The sequence below is a fragment of the Clostridium sp. BL-8 genome (assembly GCF_002006495.1).
Taxonomy (GTDB): domain Bacteria; phylum Bacillota; class Clostridia; order Clostridiales; family Clostridiaceae; genus Clostridium.
Genome location: NZ_LZZL01000008.1, coordinates 1 through 16,264, shown reverse-complemented (window position 1 = coordinate 16,264; position 16,264 = coordinate 1). Strand labels below are relative to the sequence as shown.

The 16,264-nt window shown below is 29.2% G+C and carries 13 protein-coding genes; 5 read left to right on the top strand and 8 right to left on the bottom strand.

Translation table 11 applies throughout. The annotated features are described in order from the left end of the window. Positions 1 to 103 precede the first annotated feature (103 nt). Both CLOBL_RS03500 and CLOBL_RS03495 read right to left on the bottom strand, forming a co-directional pair. Entirely contained in the window at positions 104 to 934 is an 831-nt protein-coding gene (locus tag CLOBL_RS03500; RefSeq protein WP_077857749.1) for a polysaccharide deacetylase family protein, read from the bottom strand. A 212-nt stretch (positions 935 to 1,146) separates the two neighbouring features. Continuing rightward, positions 1,147 to 3,639: a CoA-disulfide reductase gene (locus CLOBL_RS03495; RefSeq protein WP_077857748.1), complete on the bottom strand. Its 2,493-nt coding sequence runs from the start codon at positions 3,637 to 3,639 to the stop codon at positions 1,147 to 1,149. Between the two features lie 289 nt (positions 3,640 to 3,928). On the opposite strand from CLOBL_RS03495, the gene CLOBL_RS03490 reads away from it, so the two are divergent. Further along, the gene (locus tag CLOBL_RS03490) at positions 3,929 to 4,138 is read left to right on the top strand and encodes a cold shock domain-containing protein (RefSeq protein WP_077857747.1); all 210 of its coding nucleotides are present in this window, start codon (positions 3,929 to 3,931) and stop codon (positions 4,136 to 4,138) included. A 250-nt stretch (positions 4,139 to 4,388) separates the two neighbouring features. Then, entirely contained in the window at positions 4,389 to 5,360 is a 972-nt protein-coding gene (locus tag CLOBL_RS03485; protein WP_077857746.1) for a pectinesterase family protein, read from the top strand. 75 nt (positions 5,361 to 5,435) lie between these two features. On the opposite strand, the gene CLOBL_RS03480 is transcribed toward CLOBL_RS03485, so the two are convergent. Beyond that, positions 5,436 to 5,894, bottom strand: coding sequence for a YhcH/YjgK/YiaL family protein (locus CLOBL_RS03480; RefSeq protein WP_077857745.1), 459 nt, complete (start codon positions 5,892 to 5,894; stop codon positions 5,436 to 5,438). Positions 5,895 to 6,422: 528 nt separating this feature from the next. On the opposite strand from CLOBL_RS03480, the gene fba reads away from it, so the two are divergent. Continuing rightward, on the top strand, positions 6,423 to 7,289 hold the full coding sequence (gene fba, locus CLOBL_RS03475) for a class II fructose-1,6-bisphosphate aldolase (RefSeq protein ID WP_077857744.1): 867 nt from the start codon (positions 6,423 to 6,425) through the stop codon (positions 7,287 to 7,289). 65 nt (positions 7,290 to 7,354) lie between these two features. On the opposite strand, the gene CLOBL_RS03470 is transcribed toward fba, so the two are convergent. Further along, positions 7,355 to 7,738, bottom strand: coding sequence for a hypothetical protein (locus CLOBL_RS03470; RefSeq protein WP_009170714.1), 384 nt, complete (start codon positions 7,736 to 7,738; stop codon positions 7,355 to 7,357). Positions 7,739 to 7,965: 227 nt separating this feature from the next. On the opposite strand from CLOBL_RS03470, the gene CLOBL_RS03465 reads away from it, so the two are divergent. Continuing rightward, positions 7,966 to 9,318, top strand: a complete 1,353-nt coding sequence (locus tag CLOBL_RS03465) for a [Fe-Fe] hydrogenase large subunit C-terminal domain-containing protein (RefSeq protein ID WP_077857743.1) — start codon at positions 7,966 to 7,968, stop codon at positions 9,316 to 9,318. Positions 9,319 to 9,493: 175 nt separating this feature from the next. On the opposite strand, the gene CLOBL_RS03460 is transcribed toward CLOBL_RS03465, so the two are convergent. Continuing rightward, entirely contained in the window at positions 9,494 to 11,530 is a 2,037-nt protein-coding gene (locus CLOBL_RS03460) for a penicillin-binding transpeptidase domain-containing protein (protein ID WP_077857742.1), read from the bottom strand. A gap of 140 nt (positions 11,531 to 11,670) precedes the next feature. Next, positions 11,671 to 12,048, bottom strand: a complete 378-nt coding sequence (locus CLOBL_RS03455) for a VOC family protein (RefSeq protein WP_009170717.1) — start codon at positions 12,046 to 12,048, stop codon at positions 11,671 to 11,673. A gap of 402 nt (positions 12,049 to 12,450) precedes the next feature. Here CLOBL_RS03455 and cax point away from each other — a divergent pair, with 402 nt between their 5' ends. After that, positions 12,451 to 13,494 (top strand): calcium/proton exchanger, encoded by a 1,044-nt coding sequence (cax, locus tag CLOBL_RS03450; RefSeq protein ID WP_077857741.1) that lies wholly within the window; start codon positions 12,451 to 12,453, stop codon positions 13,492 to 13,494. A gap of 111 nt (positions 13,495 to 13,605) precedes the next feature. On the opposite strand, the gene CLOBL_RS03445 is transcribed toward cax, so the two are convergent. Continuing rightward, positions 13,606 to 14,589, bottom strand: coding sequence for a Gfo/Idh/MocA family oxidoreductase (locus CLOBL_RS03445; protein WP_077857740.1), 984 nt, complete (start codon positions 14,587 to 14,589; stop codon positions 13,606 to 13,608). A 153-nt stretch (positions 14,590 to 14,742) separates the two neighbouring features. Continuing rightward, positions 14,743 to 15,660 (bottom strand): CorA family divalent cation transporter, encoded by a 918-nt coding sequence (locus CLOBL_RS03440; RefSeq protein ID WP_077857739.1) that lies wholly within the window; start codon positions 15,658 to 15,660, stop codon positions 14,743 to 14,745. Positions 15,661 to 16,264: the final 604 nt, after the last annotated feature.

The following is a 16,264-nucleotide window of genomic DNA, read 5'->3' as shown; positions in this document are numbered from 1 at the left end:
ATTAAACCTTTTGTATAAATGCAGTGACCTCATTATCAATATATTCAATTCCTTTTATATTGTACTCTTTTTTTATTCCAATTATAAATTTTTTAATACTAAACTATTTGAAATGAATTTGCTTTCCACCTGGAACTTCATACACGATTCCATTCACACTTATCCAAACAGATTTAAAATTAGGGTTATATACAAACTCTCCGCTCATAGAAAATTGTAAATTATCACTTGCCTTTAAATAATCAACTATCTCGATATTTGTTGCATACCATATATCTTCTCTATTCCCCAATTTCTCACAGAATTTCTCGATGATATCCCAATTATTGTCTCTAGGAAATTCATAACTGTGTCCCCATACATAAAACATATATAAGTATTGTTTCTTGTTTAAAGCTAAAAAATCATCTGCATACTTAAGAAAGTTAGGATCACCATGCCTACAAGTTCCTTTCCATTCAAGAAAATCTTCTGGAATATCAAAGGTACCAGTAGTTTCAACGACTCGTCCATATTCTATTCCAAGACCAGGTAGTATTGCTTTAATTTCATTACTGTATGAACCATTAGGATAAGATAAGCCTCTTACTGTATATCTAACTATCGATTCAAGTTTTTCCCTGTCTTCAAGAATTTGCTTTGCTACATGAGCTATTGATAATCTTGAAATAGTTGGATGAGTAGCTGTATGACATGAGATTTCATGTCCTTTATATAAATCGCTAATTTTTTCCTTAGGTATTCTTAATCCATAAATATCATTTGGGGTTGGAGGTGCATCCTTAAGAAGCCCAGAATTTAAATGAAAAGTCCCTTTAATTCCATACCTATTAAATAAAGAAATTAATTTTTTATCAGGCTCTCGTCCATCATCATAGCTCATTGTTAATACTTTAAATTTCCCATTTGGAAAACACTTATAAATAGTTCTCATGTATACTACCCTCTATCTTAAAAATATCCTGAAGAAATTTATTAAACATCGTCTTTAAAATCTGTTTGTTAAATAAACCTCTATGGATATTTTATTATATATAGCTAACCATTTCAAGATTGATACTTTTATAAATATAGAAGCTATTGCATAAAGTTTTACTACTTAATTGCAATAGCTTCTTATAGTTAGTTTCATTTAAAATTTATATATTAAATAAATAAATTTAATCCTGAATCATTAGCAGCACCTAGATATGAAGCAACTCCTCCTATTTCAACGCCGTCAATAAATTCTTCTTTCTTTATTCCCATTAATTCCATGCTCATAGAGCATGCTACAACATTAACACCCATATCAATTGCATTCTTTATTAATGTTTCAAGGCTATCAACATTATGTTTTTTCATGATTTGCTTTATCATTGCAGGACCCATTCCCATCATATTCATTTGAGATAATGGTAATTTTCCTGGATGAGCTGGAAGCATTATATCAAACATTTTTTCCATAGTATCCTTCTTTACATTAGGCTTATTGGGATTTTTCAATATATTAAGCCCCCAGAAGGTAAAGAACATTGTAACTTCCTTTCCCATAGATGCAGCTCCTGTAGCTATTATGAATGAGGCTATTGCTTTATCTAAATCTCCACTAAACACAACTAGTGTCGCTCCATTTTTTTCTATAGCTTCTACTTTAAGAGCCTCAGTTTGTAAATTCAATGCTGGCGCTTTTCCTTTTTGAATATAAGCAATAAAGGCTTTTTCGCTGCTATTAAATTCTGATTTTAATAGAGTATTTCCAGTTGAATCACACCATGATTTTATATCCTTCGTAAATCCAGGATCGCTTGCTTTAACTTCTAAAATATTTCCATCTTCCATTTTCTTAATTTCTTCAAATACTCTTTTTATTGGACCAGGGCATTGAAGTCCACATGCATTTAAACTTATATTAGCATTTATTTCTGTTATATCTGAATTTTCTAGTTTCATTACAGCTACCTCATCATCTATTTTTATATTGTTTTTATGCTGATTTTCTATACTTTCCTCTGCTCTTTTTACATATAAATAAGTTTTTACTCCACCGTCTATATTTGTACAGTCAAATCCATTTTGTTCTAAAATTCTGCAGGCAACATATCCTCTAAGTCCAACTTGACAGGTAACATATAAACTTTTATTCCTTGGAATTTCATTTATTCTCTTTCTCAACTCTCCAAGTGGAATATGGATAGAATTATCAAAGCCTCCTGTAACTAACTCAAATTCTTCTCTTATATCAAGAATTAAGGATTTTTCAGCGTCTAATTTATCAATTTCATGCCATTGAATTGTTTTTGTAAATCCTTCTATAATATTTGAAGCATAGTATCCAAGCATATTAACTGGATCTTTAGCTGAATTATATGGTGGCGCATAGCAAGGTTCTATATCTTGTAAATCAAATACAGTAAGTTTTCCTTTAATTGCTGCTGCTATTACATCAATTCTTTTTTCAACACCATCAAGGCCAACTCCTTGCGCTCCAAATATTCTTCCCGATTTTGGATCAAATAGCATTTTAAAGGCTACAGGGAAAGAACCTGGATAATAGCCAGCATGAGAACCTGGATGAATGTGTATAACTTCATATTCAATACCTAATCTTTTCAAAGTCTTTTCATTATTTCCGGTTGTTGCTGCTGTATAGTCAAATATCTTTGCAACTGATGAACCAAGAGTTCCTCTATATTCAGCTTTTTTGCCACAGATGTTATCTGCTACTATTCGACCTTGTCTATTAGCTGGCCAGGCTAGAGGAATCATTGTAGGCTTTTCATTTACAAAATCCATAATCTCTACCGCATCACCTAAAGCATAAATATTAGGATCAGAGGTTTTCATAAATTTATCAACTATAATAGCTCCTCTTTCATTTAATTTCAAATTTGCATCTCTTGCAATTGTTGTTTCGGGTTTTACTCCAATTGATAATATTACAATATCAGTTGATACTTCTTTTCCGCTATTTAATACTATCTTTCTACCATTATCTTTAAAACCATTGACTCCATCATTTAATAGTAGTTCTACACCTTTATCTATTAAATGTTCATGAATGATACTTGCCATTTCAAAATCTAGTGGAGCCATTACTTGGCTTCCTGCCTCAACTAATGTTATATTAATTCCTAAAGCATGAAGATTTTCTGCCATTTCAAGACCGATAAATCCTCCTCCTATTACAGTTGCATGCTTCGGTTTTTTCTCATCAACATATGCTTTAATTTTATCGGTGTCAGGTATATTTCTAAGAGTAAATAAATTATCACATTCACTTATTCCTGATATTTGAGGTTTTATTGGTGCTGCTCCCGGCGATAAAACTAAAATATCATAAGATTCTTCATATTCTTCATTTGTTTTGTGATTTTTAATTTTAACTACTTTATTTACTTTATCTATATTTAATGCTTCATTAAAGTTTCTTATATCCAGATTAAATTTTTCACTCATTTCTTCAACAGTCTGTACTATAAGCTTACTTCTATCGTCTATTGTCTCACCGATATAATAAGGAAGACCGCAATTAGCAAAGGATATATATTCACCTTTTTCAAGCACAATTATTTCAGCTTTTTCATCTAATCTTCTAAGCCTTGCAGCAGTAGACGCACCACCAGCAACTCCACCAACGATAATTATTTTCTTAGTCATAAAATCTCTCCTTTTTTATAATGCATGTTCATAAAACATCATGATAATATTTCGATTATTTTCATACTACTGATTGTTATTTATTTAACTTAATTAGAGTTTATAAAATTATCAGCATAATTGTCTGTGACTTTATCACTAAGTTTAATTACAGAAAGAATTATAAGCGTACACTTTCAATCAATATTTGAATTAGAATATAATCCTATAAAAATCGCTGTATTTAGGTTTAAAATTCTTACATTAACAAATACTATTAAATAATTACTATATTAAGGAGGAATGATTTATGCCTAAAACTACTGGTGTAGTCAAATGGTTTGATGCTGAAAGGGGATTTGGTTTTATATCATGCAGCGAAGGAAATGATGTTTTTGTACATCATTCACAAGTTAAAGAAAAAGGTCCAGATAAAGAGTTACATGAAAATGAAGGTGTAACCTTTGATATTGAAGATGGCAAAAAAGGCCCTATGGCTACAAATGTTCAAAAATTATAATATAAGTATAGATTTTTAAATATTCTCTAGACTTTAAAAATAGAAATTAAGGCTTTAAACATAATATATTCATTTCTATTCACATTAAGTAAGTAATATTAAGTATTAATAATTTTTCTGCAAAGACTTTTTAACATAAGTAATATAATTCTTTAGTAGTATAATATTACTATAATAAAGTAATTAAAAATACTTTCAAGTTAAATGCTATGTCTCAGATTTTATAATATTTAATGAAAGAAGGCTTAATATGATAATAGTTGCTAAAGATGGTACAGGACAATTTAATAACATTCAAGCTGCAGTTGATTCTGTTACAAAAGATAGTGCTGAAGAAATTGAAATATATATAAAAAAAGGTGTCTACAAAGAGAAATTATGTATTTTAAAACCTTTTATAACCCTCATCGGAGAGGATAAAAATCAAACTATTATAACTTATGATGATTATGCAAAAAAACTATTTCCAAATGGCGAAGCATATAGGACATTTAATTCTTATACTATTTTCATAGGCACTAAAAATTTTACTGCAAAAAATATAACTTTTGAAAATGCTGCTGGAATTGGTGAAGTTGTTGGGCAAGCCGTAGCTGCATATGTTGAAGGTGATAAAGCAAAATTTAAAAACTGTAGATTCTTAGGAAATCAAGATACTTTATTTACTGGTCCACTTCCCCCTAAACCAATAGAAGGCAATAACTTTGGTGGACCTATTGATGAAAAAGAACGAATTGTAGGAAGACAATATTATGAAAATTGCTACATTGAAGGTGATATAGATTTTATATTTGGTTCTGCCATTGCTGTCTTTAATAAATGTGAAATATTCTCAAAAAACAGGGATAGAGATGTTAATGGATATATAACTGCAGCCTCAACAGTAGAAGGCAAAGAATTTGGTTATGTGTTTATTGATTGCAAATTAACAAGCAATGCAGCTTCTAATACTGTTTATCTAGGAAGGCCTTGGAGAGATTTTGCTAAAACTGTATTTATAAATTGCTATATGGAAAATCACATAAAAAAAGAAGGATGGAATAATTGGAACAAGACACTTGCTGAGAAGGAAGCCGTTTATGCAGAATATAACAGTTATGGACCTGGTGCATCTAATGAAACAAGAATGCCTTGGTCTTATATCTTAAATGAAACTGAAATTAAAAAATATACTATTTTTAACATACTTAGTGGAAATGATAAATGGAATCCAGAATTATAATTATCTACTATTTTTATAATTAGGCTTGTGCAATATTTGCACACGTGTACAAAATGTTATACAAGCCTAAATTAATTATTTGCAGGCAACCTTTACCACTATTTTCTTTATACTAGAAGGTTTACCTAGAGCACAACCTGGTTTATGTCCATCTTCTGGAAAAAAGATTGCATAATCTCCATCAGAAAATTTTATATTCGAGCCTTTATCTGTTTCTTTATAAAAAATCAAATCTTTTTCGGGTCTAAAATCTTCGCTAACTTCTAAATTAGTTATTGGAGCATATCCCATAATTTCTTGACCTTCAATAATTAATTGAATATCAATATATTTTTCATGAGCTTCCCAATTTTTTTCTTTTTCATCTGCAGTAGTGTATTCTTGTACAAATGCAAATACATCTTTTCCTGCGATTTCATATTCACCAACTTTTAATTCCTTTAAATTATTACTCTTTAAAAACTCAAAAGCTTTTACAAAATTCTTATTGATAATTGAGTAATCTTTAGTGTTTTTAATATTTTCACATATCATAAATAAAGTCCTCCTAATGTTCTATTGTTTTAGCCTATATGTGAATAATATACCTCTTAAAGAAATAATTCAATAATTAACTAATATTTAATTACAGATAACACTGTTTATTTGCATAATTATATTACTTAAGATAAAAATATATATGTATTTAAAAAATTCCAATGTAGAAATTGTTAAAGTATAAATTAAAATTGAATATATACATCTCAATGCTAAGATTATATTTTGATTTACATAGGCTATAAGTAAATGCCTAACTGTAAAATTCAGAAAAACTAATTGAAATATATATTTAGAATTATATAATTTATGCCGGCTAAACCTAAATAATTGCATTTGTATATATAATAAGACATTATTCTACTTTAATACTCTATAAACAGAATTTTCATTTTTTTGTTTTCATATAGTAATTTTTAGAGTATAATAAACATGGATAAGAAAGTTTGTTATTTTATTAACTAAATTTATTTCTTAGCCTATTTAGTATCACAACAAATTTACAAGTATACGGAGGTCGTAATAATGTTAACATCAGCTAAAGAAATGTTAAGCAAAGCAAAACAAGGAAAGTATGCAGTTGGTCAATTCAACATAAACAACTTAGAATGGACAAAAGCTGTATTATTAACTGCACAAGAAAACAATTCACCAGTTATTTTAGGTGTATCTGAAGGTGCAGGAAAATATATGACTGGATATAAGACTGTTGCTGCTATGGTTAAAGCAATGATCGAAGAATTAAATATCACTGTACCAGTTGCACTACACTTAGATCACGGTAGTTATGAAGGAGCTAAAAAATGTATCGAAGCTGGATTCTCATCAATCATGTTTGATGGATCTCACTATCCAATAGCTGAAAACATAGAAAAGACTAAAGAATTAGTTGCTATAGCTAATGAAAAAGGACTTTCTTTAGAAGCAGAAGTTGGTTCAATTGGTGGAGAAGAAGATGGAGTTATCGGTAAAGGTGAAGTTGCTGATGCAAATGAATGTAAACAAATTGCTGATTTAGGAGTTACAATGCTTGCTGCTGGAATCGGAAATATTCATGGAAAATATCCAGCTAACTGGACTGGATTAGATTTCGATGCATTAGCTAAAATTGAAGAAGCTGTTGGAACTGATATGCCATTAGTATTACATGGTGGTACTGGAATTCCAGAAGATATGATTAAAAAAGCAATTTCTCTTGGTGTTGCTAAAATCAACGTTAACACTGAATGTCAATTATCTTTCCAAGAAGCTACTAGAAAATACATAGAAGCTGGAAAAGATTTAGAAGGAAAAGGCTTTGACCCAAGAAAATTATTGGCACCAGGTTTTGAAGCTATTAAGGCTACAGTTAAAGAAAAAATGGAATTATTCGGTTCTGTAAACAGAGCATAATTTCATTATTATATTAAAAAGGAGCAGTGTATACTGCTCCTTTTTAATATATGTAACTATTAATCTTATAATGCGAGGTAATTCATTTTTCTATTCTCTCCGCTATCTCTAGCTTTCTGCAGTATTTCATTTATTGCTGAACTAAATATTATATTAGAACTGTACACGCTGGAGGTATTGAAATATTCTAATATCCACATGTTTTTCTTATTATTTAGAAGCTTGCTCAAAGTATTCATAGTTTCTCTAAAAGATAGATTATATTTCCATAAAAGTTCAACAACATTGTTAAGACGATTACTAATTATCTTAAAATCTAATTCCTTGTCAATTCTTCCAAGTTCAACAATGTATTTTGCATCTTTTAAAACTTCTGCAGGTAAAAAGTTGTTATCGTGTTCATTCCTTCTTAAGCTGTCATTCAAGATATTTAAAATATATATAAACATTTAATTTCTCCTTAAATTATATTTCTTTGATATACGTTTACATTAATTATATCACTAAATTTCTACTTAATCTACCCCATTCTACATATTTGTACAATTTTCTTTTTTCTTTATATTATTCTTATTAAATTATTATTTTATTTAACTTCTTTATAATATAGGAATTATTATTTGCAAATATATACATACTAATATAAGTAGTATATTTATATTTTGGAGGTGCCATAATGAACAATAAATATAATGATTTATTTGATGAACTGGTTAAATCATATTATGAAGATAATTTCGATGAAACTCTTGAGAGAATTATGACATGCCATGAAAAATCTCCACAAGAAACTTTTCAGATAATTACATCTTTATGTGGAGTTGATATGGAGTTTGATAATAATTATTTATATAACTTGAAGAAAGCTATAACTGAATATACTGTTAATGTACGATTAATAGAAAAAATTAAAGGCTGCAACATAGAATGCACTAAAGATGAAAATGGCAAGTTTAGTTGCCAAGCAGCCTGTCCATTTGATGCAATCATGTATGATGACAAACAAAAGAGCACTTTTATCGATTCCGATCGTTGTTTAAGCTGCGGAGTATGTATAGATTCATGCCAGAACGGATTAATATTAGATAAGGTATTTTTTCTTCCTGTTCTGGATCTTATTAAGAATAATAAACATGTTTTTGCAGCTGTTGCTCCCGCTATTTCTGGTCAGTTTGGTGATAGTGTGACAATGGATAAATTAAGAGCAGCATTAATAACAATAGGATTTACTGATATGTTTGAAGTTGCCTTTGCTGCTGATGCATTATCAATAAAGGAAGCTGTTGAATTTGATAGACTTGTAAATAATCCAGATGACTTTATGATAACATCCTGCTGTTGTCCTATATGGATTGGAATGTTAAGAAAAGTATACAAAGAACTTGTTCCTAATTTATCTCCTTCTGTCTCTCCTATGGTTGCAGCTGCCCGTATGATAAAAAAATTAGATAAGGATGCGAAAGTTGTATTTATAGGTCCATGTATTGCAAAAAAAGCTGAGGCGAAAGATAAGGATTTAAATGATGCCGTAGATTTTGTATTAACATTTGAGGAGCTTAATGAAATATTTTCAGCATTAAAAATTGAACCTGATAAACTGCAAGAAATTCCTTCTATAGAATACGCTTCTAAAGGCGGCCGTTTATATGCACGTAGTGGTGGCGTTTCTATTGCAGTTTCTGATGTTATAAAGGAACTTTGTCCTGAAAAATTTGAACACTTTAAGGCTGCTAAGGCTTCTGGAGTTAAAGATTGCAAAGAGCTTCTTGAAAAAGCCTTAAAAGGAGAACTTGATGCAAATTTCCTTGAAGGTATGGGCTGTATAGGAGGATGTGTTGGTGGACCGAAGGCAATACTTCCTACAGATTTAGGTAAAGAAGCTGCTGATAAATATGCTTACAATTCAGCAATAAAAGTCCCTGTTCATAGTAAAGTGCTTGATCAAGTTTTGGAAAAGCTTGATATACATTCACTAGATGACTTTCATGATAAAGATAAAATAAGTATTTTTGAACGGAAATTTGAATGATAATTTTTAACTTGGTATTATTAACTATTACATTTAAACATAGTTGAAAGTATTTAAATAGAATGGTGCTCCCCATTACTCGTATCAATAAATTTTTAAATCGAGTTACAGGAAGCACTCTCCTATTCAGTAAGTTATAATAGCTTTTTATAACTTACAACTAAAAATTATTTAGCTATTTTACAGTTTCTAATGCTTTTTTTACTTTTGGAACTACATAGTGACTTCCACCCCTATCTTTAACGTCTTCTACCATCATTGCAACTAGTAAATTATTAGGCGCCTTATTTGTAGTCATACCTATAAACCAACCTAATTCAGTTCCATTAACATCTGTTTGTGAAGCCTTAATTTCTGCTGTTCCAGTTTTTCCGGCTATGGTTAACCCATTTGTATAAGCTCCATGTCCAGTACCAGCAGGATTTTCCACTACTTGTATTAAATCTTGAAGTACCAAATCTGTTGATTCTTTGGTCACTGCATTCGCTTTCCATATCTTACTTTGTGGATTGCTTTGATATGTTAAATAAGGAGTTAAAATATTTCCATCATTCTCAAACATTGTATATAATGACGCTAAATGAACTGGATTAACTAATACTTCTCCTTGTCCATATCCACTATCAGCTAACTGGACTTCTGATTTAAAATCTTTATTATCATTTGTAAATTGTGAATTGTATAATGGGTATTCAAACGGAATTTTGTCAGCAAACCCAAAGCTAATCAATTTATTTTTAAAAGTATCCTTTCCTATATCAAGTGCTGCTTGTGCAAAATAAATATTATCAGAATAAACAAGAGCATTTAGGAGATTAGATGGTCCATTATACGCTTCTACTCTTGTAACAGAATAACTTCCCCAACTGTTACTTTTTTGCCAGCTTAACCCCTTTATGTTTTTGTCAGCATTTGGATCTATCTTTTTAGTATCAACCCCAATAGCTGCTGTAATTGGTTTAAATGAAGAACCAGGAACTAAGGTTGCTTGAAATCTATTGTATAAAGGCTTATTAGGATCATTATTTAAACTGTTCCATTTATCATTAGACATACCTAAAGCAAAATCGTTAGGGTTGTAGGACGGAGTACTAACTAAAGCCAGAACTTCACCCGTATTTGGATTCATAGCTACCGAAGCCCCTTTATCACTGCCTAGCTGATTATATAAAAGAGCTTCCATATTACTATCAATGGTTAACTTCAAGTCTGTCCCATTTTTAACGTCTTTAGTTATAATAGTTTTCTTTTTATCTCCTGTATTACTTTGAATATATATTTCTGCACCATCTATTCCTCTAAGAGTGTCTTCAAATGCTTTTTCAATTCCTGCTTTTCCAATTAATGAACTTTCAGTATATTGTTCATCTTTGTGCTTCTCTAATTCATCTGAATTTATAGTTTGTACATAACCTGTTAGATGCGCTGCTTGTTCACCTAGAGGATATACTCTTGAATCCTTATCATTAATCTTTACTCCAGGAATTTTAAGTAAACTTGGAATTCTATCATCACCATAAGGTATGGATTTTATTGGAATAAACATATCAGGCTTTACATATGAAGCATTTAATTGATTGTTTATATAATCTGGAGTTGTTTCTAATAGTTTTGCAATATCATTAATAGACTTGTCTTTATCATCGCCTAGATTACCTGGAACAATGCCTACATTAGAAGAGACAGAATCGGTTGCAAGCTTCACGTTATTTCTATCTAAAATATCCCCTCTTTTTGATTTTATTGTTTCCACTCTGACTTTATCATTATCAGCTAAATCTGGAAATATTACTTGAGAGCCCCACTTTATCATATAATCTTTACCTATATCTTTACTCATGGTTATACTGTTTGAAAACTCTAGATTTCCGCATAAAGTATCCATATTCATTATGTAATTTATGGTCGCCTCAGTATTACTTTTTTGAACATCTTTAACCTCTACTTTAATATTACTTGCTTGTATACCTTCATAGATATTTTTATTTCTTGAAACAAAATCATCTTCTGAAACTTTTTGTTTTGTCTCAGCGTCAGTTAATTCATACATTTTCTTATAGTCTTTTTGGTTTAGATAATTTATATACTCTGTTAATTTGTCTGTAGGTTTGTGCATATTATTATATACAAAAAAAGCGATTACACAAATAATAAATGGAATGACTACAACCGCCGTACCGATAAGAACGTAAATATTTTTCTTTTTTTCCATATAATCATCCCTTCATGATTTTATCAATTAAGTAAATTATAACATATGACTTTATATAAAAATACATTTTGATATTGCACGCTACAAATGATTAAAGAGGCTGCACTCTCTTTTAGCAGCCTCTTTAATGTAGACAGTGATTAACATCTAATAACTTCAACCTTGTATCCATCTGGATCTGTAACAAAATAATATCCTGGTTTTTCTCCTGGTAGACCCTTTAAAGGTGTAACTTCGTATCCTAGCTCAATATGCTTATCTCTTAATTCTTCTAACTTTTCAACTCCAATAGCAACATGGCTGAATCCATTTCCTAATTCATATTTTTCTGCACCATAATTATATGTAAGTTCAATTTCATAACCATTAGCTTCATTTGATAAATAAACAAGAGTAAATTTATGCTCTGGAAAATCCTTTCTTCTTGTTTCTATTAGTCCTAAACCTTCTTTATAAAATTTTAATGATTCCTCTAAATTTTTAACTCTTATACAGGTATGCAACATTTTTACTGACATATCAGTACCTCCTTATATTAGTGTACAATTTAAATTATAATATTTCTAATAATTTATATAGATTATTTATATACTATAGTTATAAATATATATGCAAATGCAACAGAAATTATCTTATGCTTAAAACATAACTGCTTAGAATTTATAATATCTAAGCATAATTTTTATTATGAAATCTATATAAATCATCATACTCATAATATAACATATAAATTAAAATCAAAAAATACTTTAATTTATATAAAATATTAAAATTTACCTTACTTGGTTTTTTACGTTTAACTTAACTAGTAAAATATAGCATAATATCAACTTATACTTTATAATAATATACAGTGACTCTAGCTATAACATTCATAATTTTTATCGATATTAAGAATAATTAAGGGGGTTAATAATTAGATGAAAATATTAAAATATATGCTTATATTCATCCCAATAAGCTTTATAGCAGAATTTATGCATGCTTCACCTTCAATAATGTTTGTACTTGCAGCTTTTTCTATAATTCCGCTAGCTGGTCTTATGGGTGAAGGAACAGAAGAAATTTCATTTTATTCAGGTCCTAAAATCGGCGGATTTCTAAATGGTACTTTTGGTAATGCAACTGAACTTATCATATCATTCTTTGCACTTAAACAAGGTCTTTTTGAAGTTGTTAAATCATCCGTTGCTGGTGCAGTAATAGGCAATGTCTTATTAGTACTTGGTGCTAGCATGCTTGCTGGAGGTTTAAAACATAAAACTCAAAAATTTAATAAAAAGGTAGTAGAAGTTTCTGCAAGTATGCTTCTATTTGCAGTAGTTGGTTTATGCATTCCTGCATTATTTACTCATACCGTTGATCCATCTCTTTTGAACACACGATATGAAGGATTAAGTATAGTGGTAGCAATCGTAATGATTACAATATACATATTAAGCTTGATTTTTTCCTTTTTTACTCATAAAGATATTTATATTGTTAATTCTGAGGAAGAAACAAGTGCTAAGTGGTCACTAAAAAAAGCTATATTAATACTAATTATATCTACTATACTACTTGCAATTGAAAGTGAATTTTTAGTAGGTGGTATTGAAGATATAACAAAGAGTTTAGGTCTTAGTGAATTTTTCGTAGGTATTATAATAATCCCTATAATCGGAAATGCAGCTGAGCATAGTACTGGTGTAGTTATGGCTCTTAAAAATAAAATGGATGTAGCTTTGGAAATTGCTATAGGTTCAAGTCTTCAAATAATATTATTTGTTGCTCCAGTACTGATTTTCATAAGTTTATTGTTCACTCCTATGAGCATTGTGTTTAATGAATTTGAATTAATTGCTCTTATAGTTGCTGTATTAATAGTAAACAGAGTATCTAATGATGGAGAATCAAATTGGCTGGAAGGTGTACAATTGCTAGCAGTATATTTAATTGTTGCTGCATCATTCTTTATCCTATAATTATATGAAAGTTCTCACTATAAAATTAAAAAGCACTTAAATGTTCCTTTATTTAAACATTTAAGTGCTTTTTAATTTTAAATATTTTACTTTTAATAAAATACCTTAATTCTATAACTCAGAAGGAAAAGTAATTTCTAGCTGCTTTCTCACTTCGTCCATTGTTTTCATTATTGAAAGAGAATCATTTAAAGAGATGGCATTACATTCTATTTCACCTTTCTCTAAACATTCCATAACAGCTGCTGCCTCATAATTATATCCATTTCCTTCAAGAGGAATATTTACAGTTATAGGTTCCTTCCCTATAACTGATAATGTTGCAGATGTACTTTTGATGAAATCAGGTATTACAATTGTCCCCTTATTTCCAACAATTCTCGCTTGATTTTGAAGTGGTGTATTTATTGCACATGATAACAATGCCATCTGGCCACCTTCATATCCAAAAGTCATTGCTGATTGTTCGTCTACTCCAGTTTCTAATAGACTAGTAACGGCTTTTATACTATTGGGATATTTTTTATATATCCATGTAGAAAAAGATATTGGATATATACCAACATCCATTAAAGCTCCTGCACCTCTTTGCAAACTAACTTTTCTTTCTTCTGGATTTCCTTCTCTTCTAAATCCAAAATCAGCGGATATCATTCGTATTGGTCCAATAGCACCTTCATTAATCCATTCATGTACTTTTTTCATTATTGGAAAGAATCTAGTCCACATAGCTTCCATTAAGAATATCTTTTTCTCTCTTGCAAGTTTTATAACTTCTTCTGTTTCCTTAGCATTAAGAGTAAATGGTTTTTCACATAAAACAGCTTTTCCATTATTCAAACACATTATGATATTTTCTTTATGTGCACTATTAGGTGTTGCTATATAAACAACCTCTACTTCTTTGTCTTTAAGCATTTCTTCATAGCTTCCGTAACACTTTGCAAAACCATACTGCTCTCCAAATTTAGAAGCAGTTTCTATTGAACGAGAGGCCACTGCATATAATTCTGCATTCTCTAAAAATGTTAATCCTCTTGCAAAATTATTAGCTATAGTACCTGTACCCATAATTCCCCATTTAATTTTTCTCATTTCGCTTTCCTCTTTTCATCATTTAGTATCAAAGTTTACCAATATTGTAACACCCAAAATATATATAACTCAATAATTTTATCGACATTAGATATATCATCATGCACTTTATATATTTTCCTGATATTTAATTATTTCATTTCTTAAGCTATTTTATAACCATTTCTTCTTTTTAAACCAAAAAATACATATACTAATTATACATATACTGATTAATATGACAAATGGATATCCATATGTCCAATTATATTCTGGCATTTTAAAATTCATTCCATACCACCCTACAATAAGAGTTAATGGTAGAAATATAGTAGTTACAACAGTAAATAATTTCATCAATTGATTTTGACTTATGTCTACCTGAGCTTGATATGCTTCCCTAACTTGTGTTACGTAATCTCTTAAATTGTTTACTACTTGATATAATCTATTGATACGATTGGTAAGCATTTTAAAATATTTAATTGTCTTTTTATCAATAAGTGCATTTTCATTTTCTTCGATTAATTCTGCAATATTTATAAGCCGCTCATAATAGCGTTTTAGTTTCAATAATTTTTTTCTTAAAACAATTATCTTCTTTAAATAATTATCATTCTTTAAAGTTATAAGTCCTTCCTCAAGATCAGTTATTTCATATTCAAGTTTTTCAAGATAATTAGTATCATCATATGTTAGCTTGTCAAAAAATATGTAAAGCATCTTACTAAGCGTAGAACATTTTATTTCTTCAGAGTTAATTTTTAATATAAGTTCATCTACCATTTGAAAATTATCACAAATAAATACAAGAAGGTTTTTTCTAATATATATGCAAACTCTTTTAGATGGTTTTAACACATCAAAAACTTTTGGAATCTTTAACGATAAATAATCAAAACCTTCATAGCTTTCAAATTTTGTGGTTTTTCCATTAAGGCAATCGAAAAGTATTTTTTCATTAATAAAAAGCTTCTCTGCATATTTTTTTAATTGCTCATAAGTAATAACAGCAACAAAAGACCTTTCTTCGGAATCTATATTATCAATGGAATCTTCAACTAATTTTTCATTATTTAGAGAGTATATCATTGCTATCACCTGTTTTCTAGTTTTCTTACATTCTATCATATATGATAATTATAAGAAATCATTTTTTTGGACAACTGATTTAATTAAACATATATTTAAATTAAATTCTATAACTTTAATGAGTCTTGTGGCAAAATATTTTAAATAATAAATTTTATGTAGAATATATTATTCTCATAATATCATCAGATATCATAGTGAAGTTTGTTACAAATATACTAAAAGCAAAAAATATAAATACATTTAATCATGAAATCTATATATGTACCTGCAAAAAATAACATAATACCCAATAAATTAATTTATAATAATATGTATATTAAAAATGAAAATGCACATATTATTATCATAAGGGATATAACAGTTGAGCAAAGATATATATATGCTCTAAATAAAAGGGTGTATATGTGTCGAACAAAGATTATATAATGATTATAAATATAGTTGTTATATTTAGTCGGCGATAAGATTTTAAATAGTATGGAAAAGTTTTATTATAGTTGACTATATATTATTATATTTATTATAATAATACTCCAACTTATTATTTAAGGTCGAGTTAACATTATTCAATGTGTTGAATTGATTTTATATAGCCGTGAGG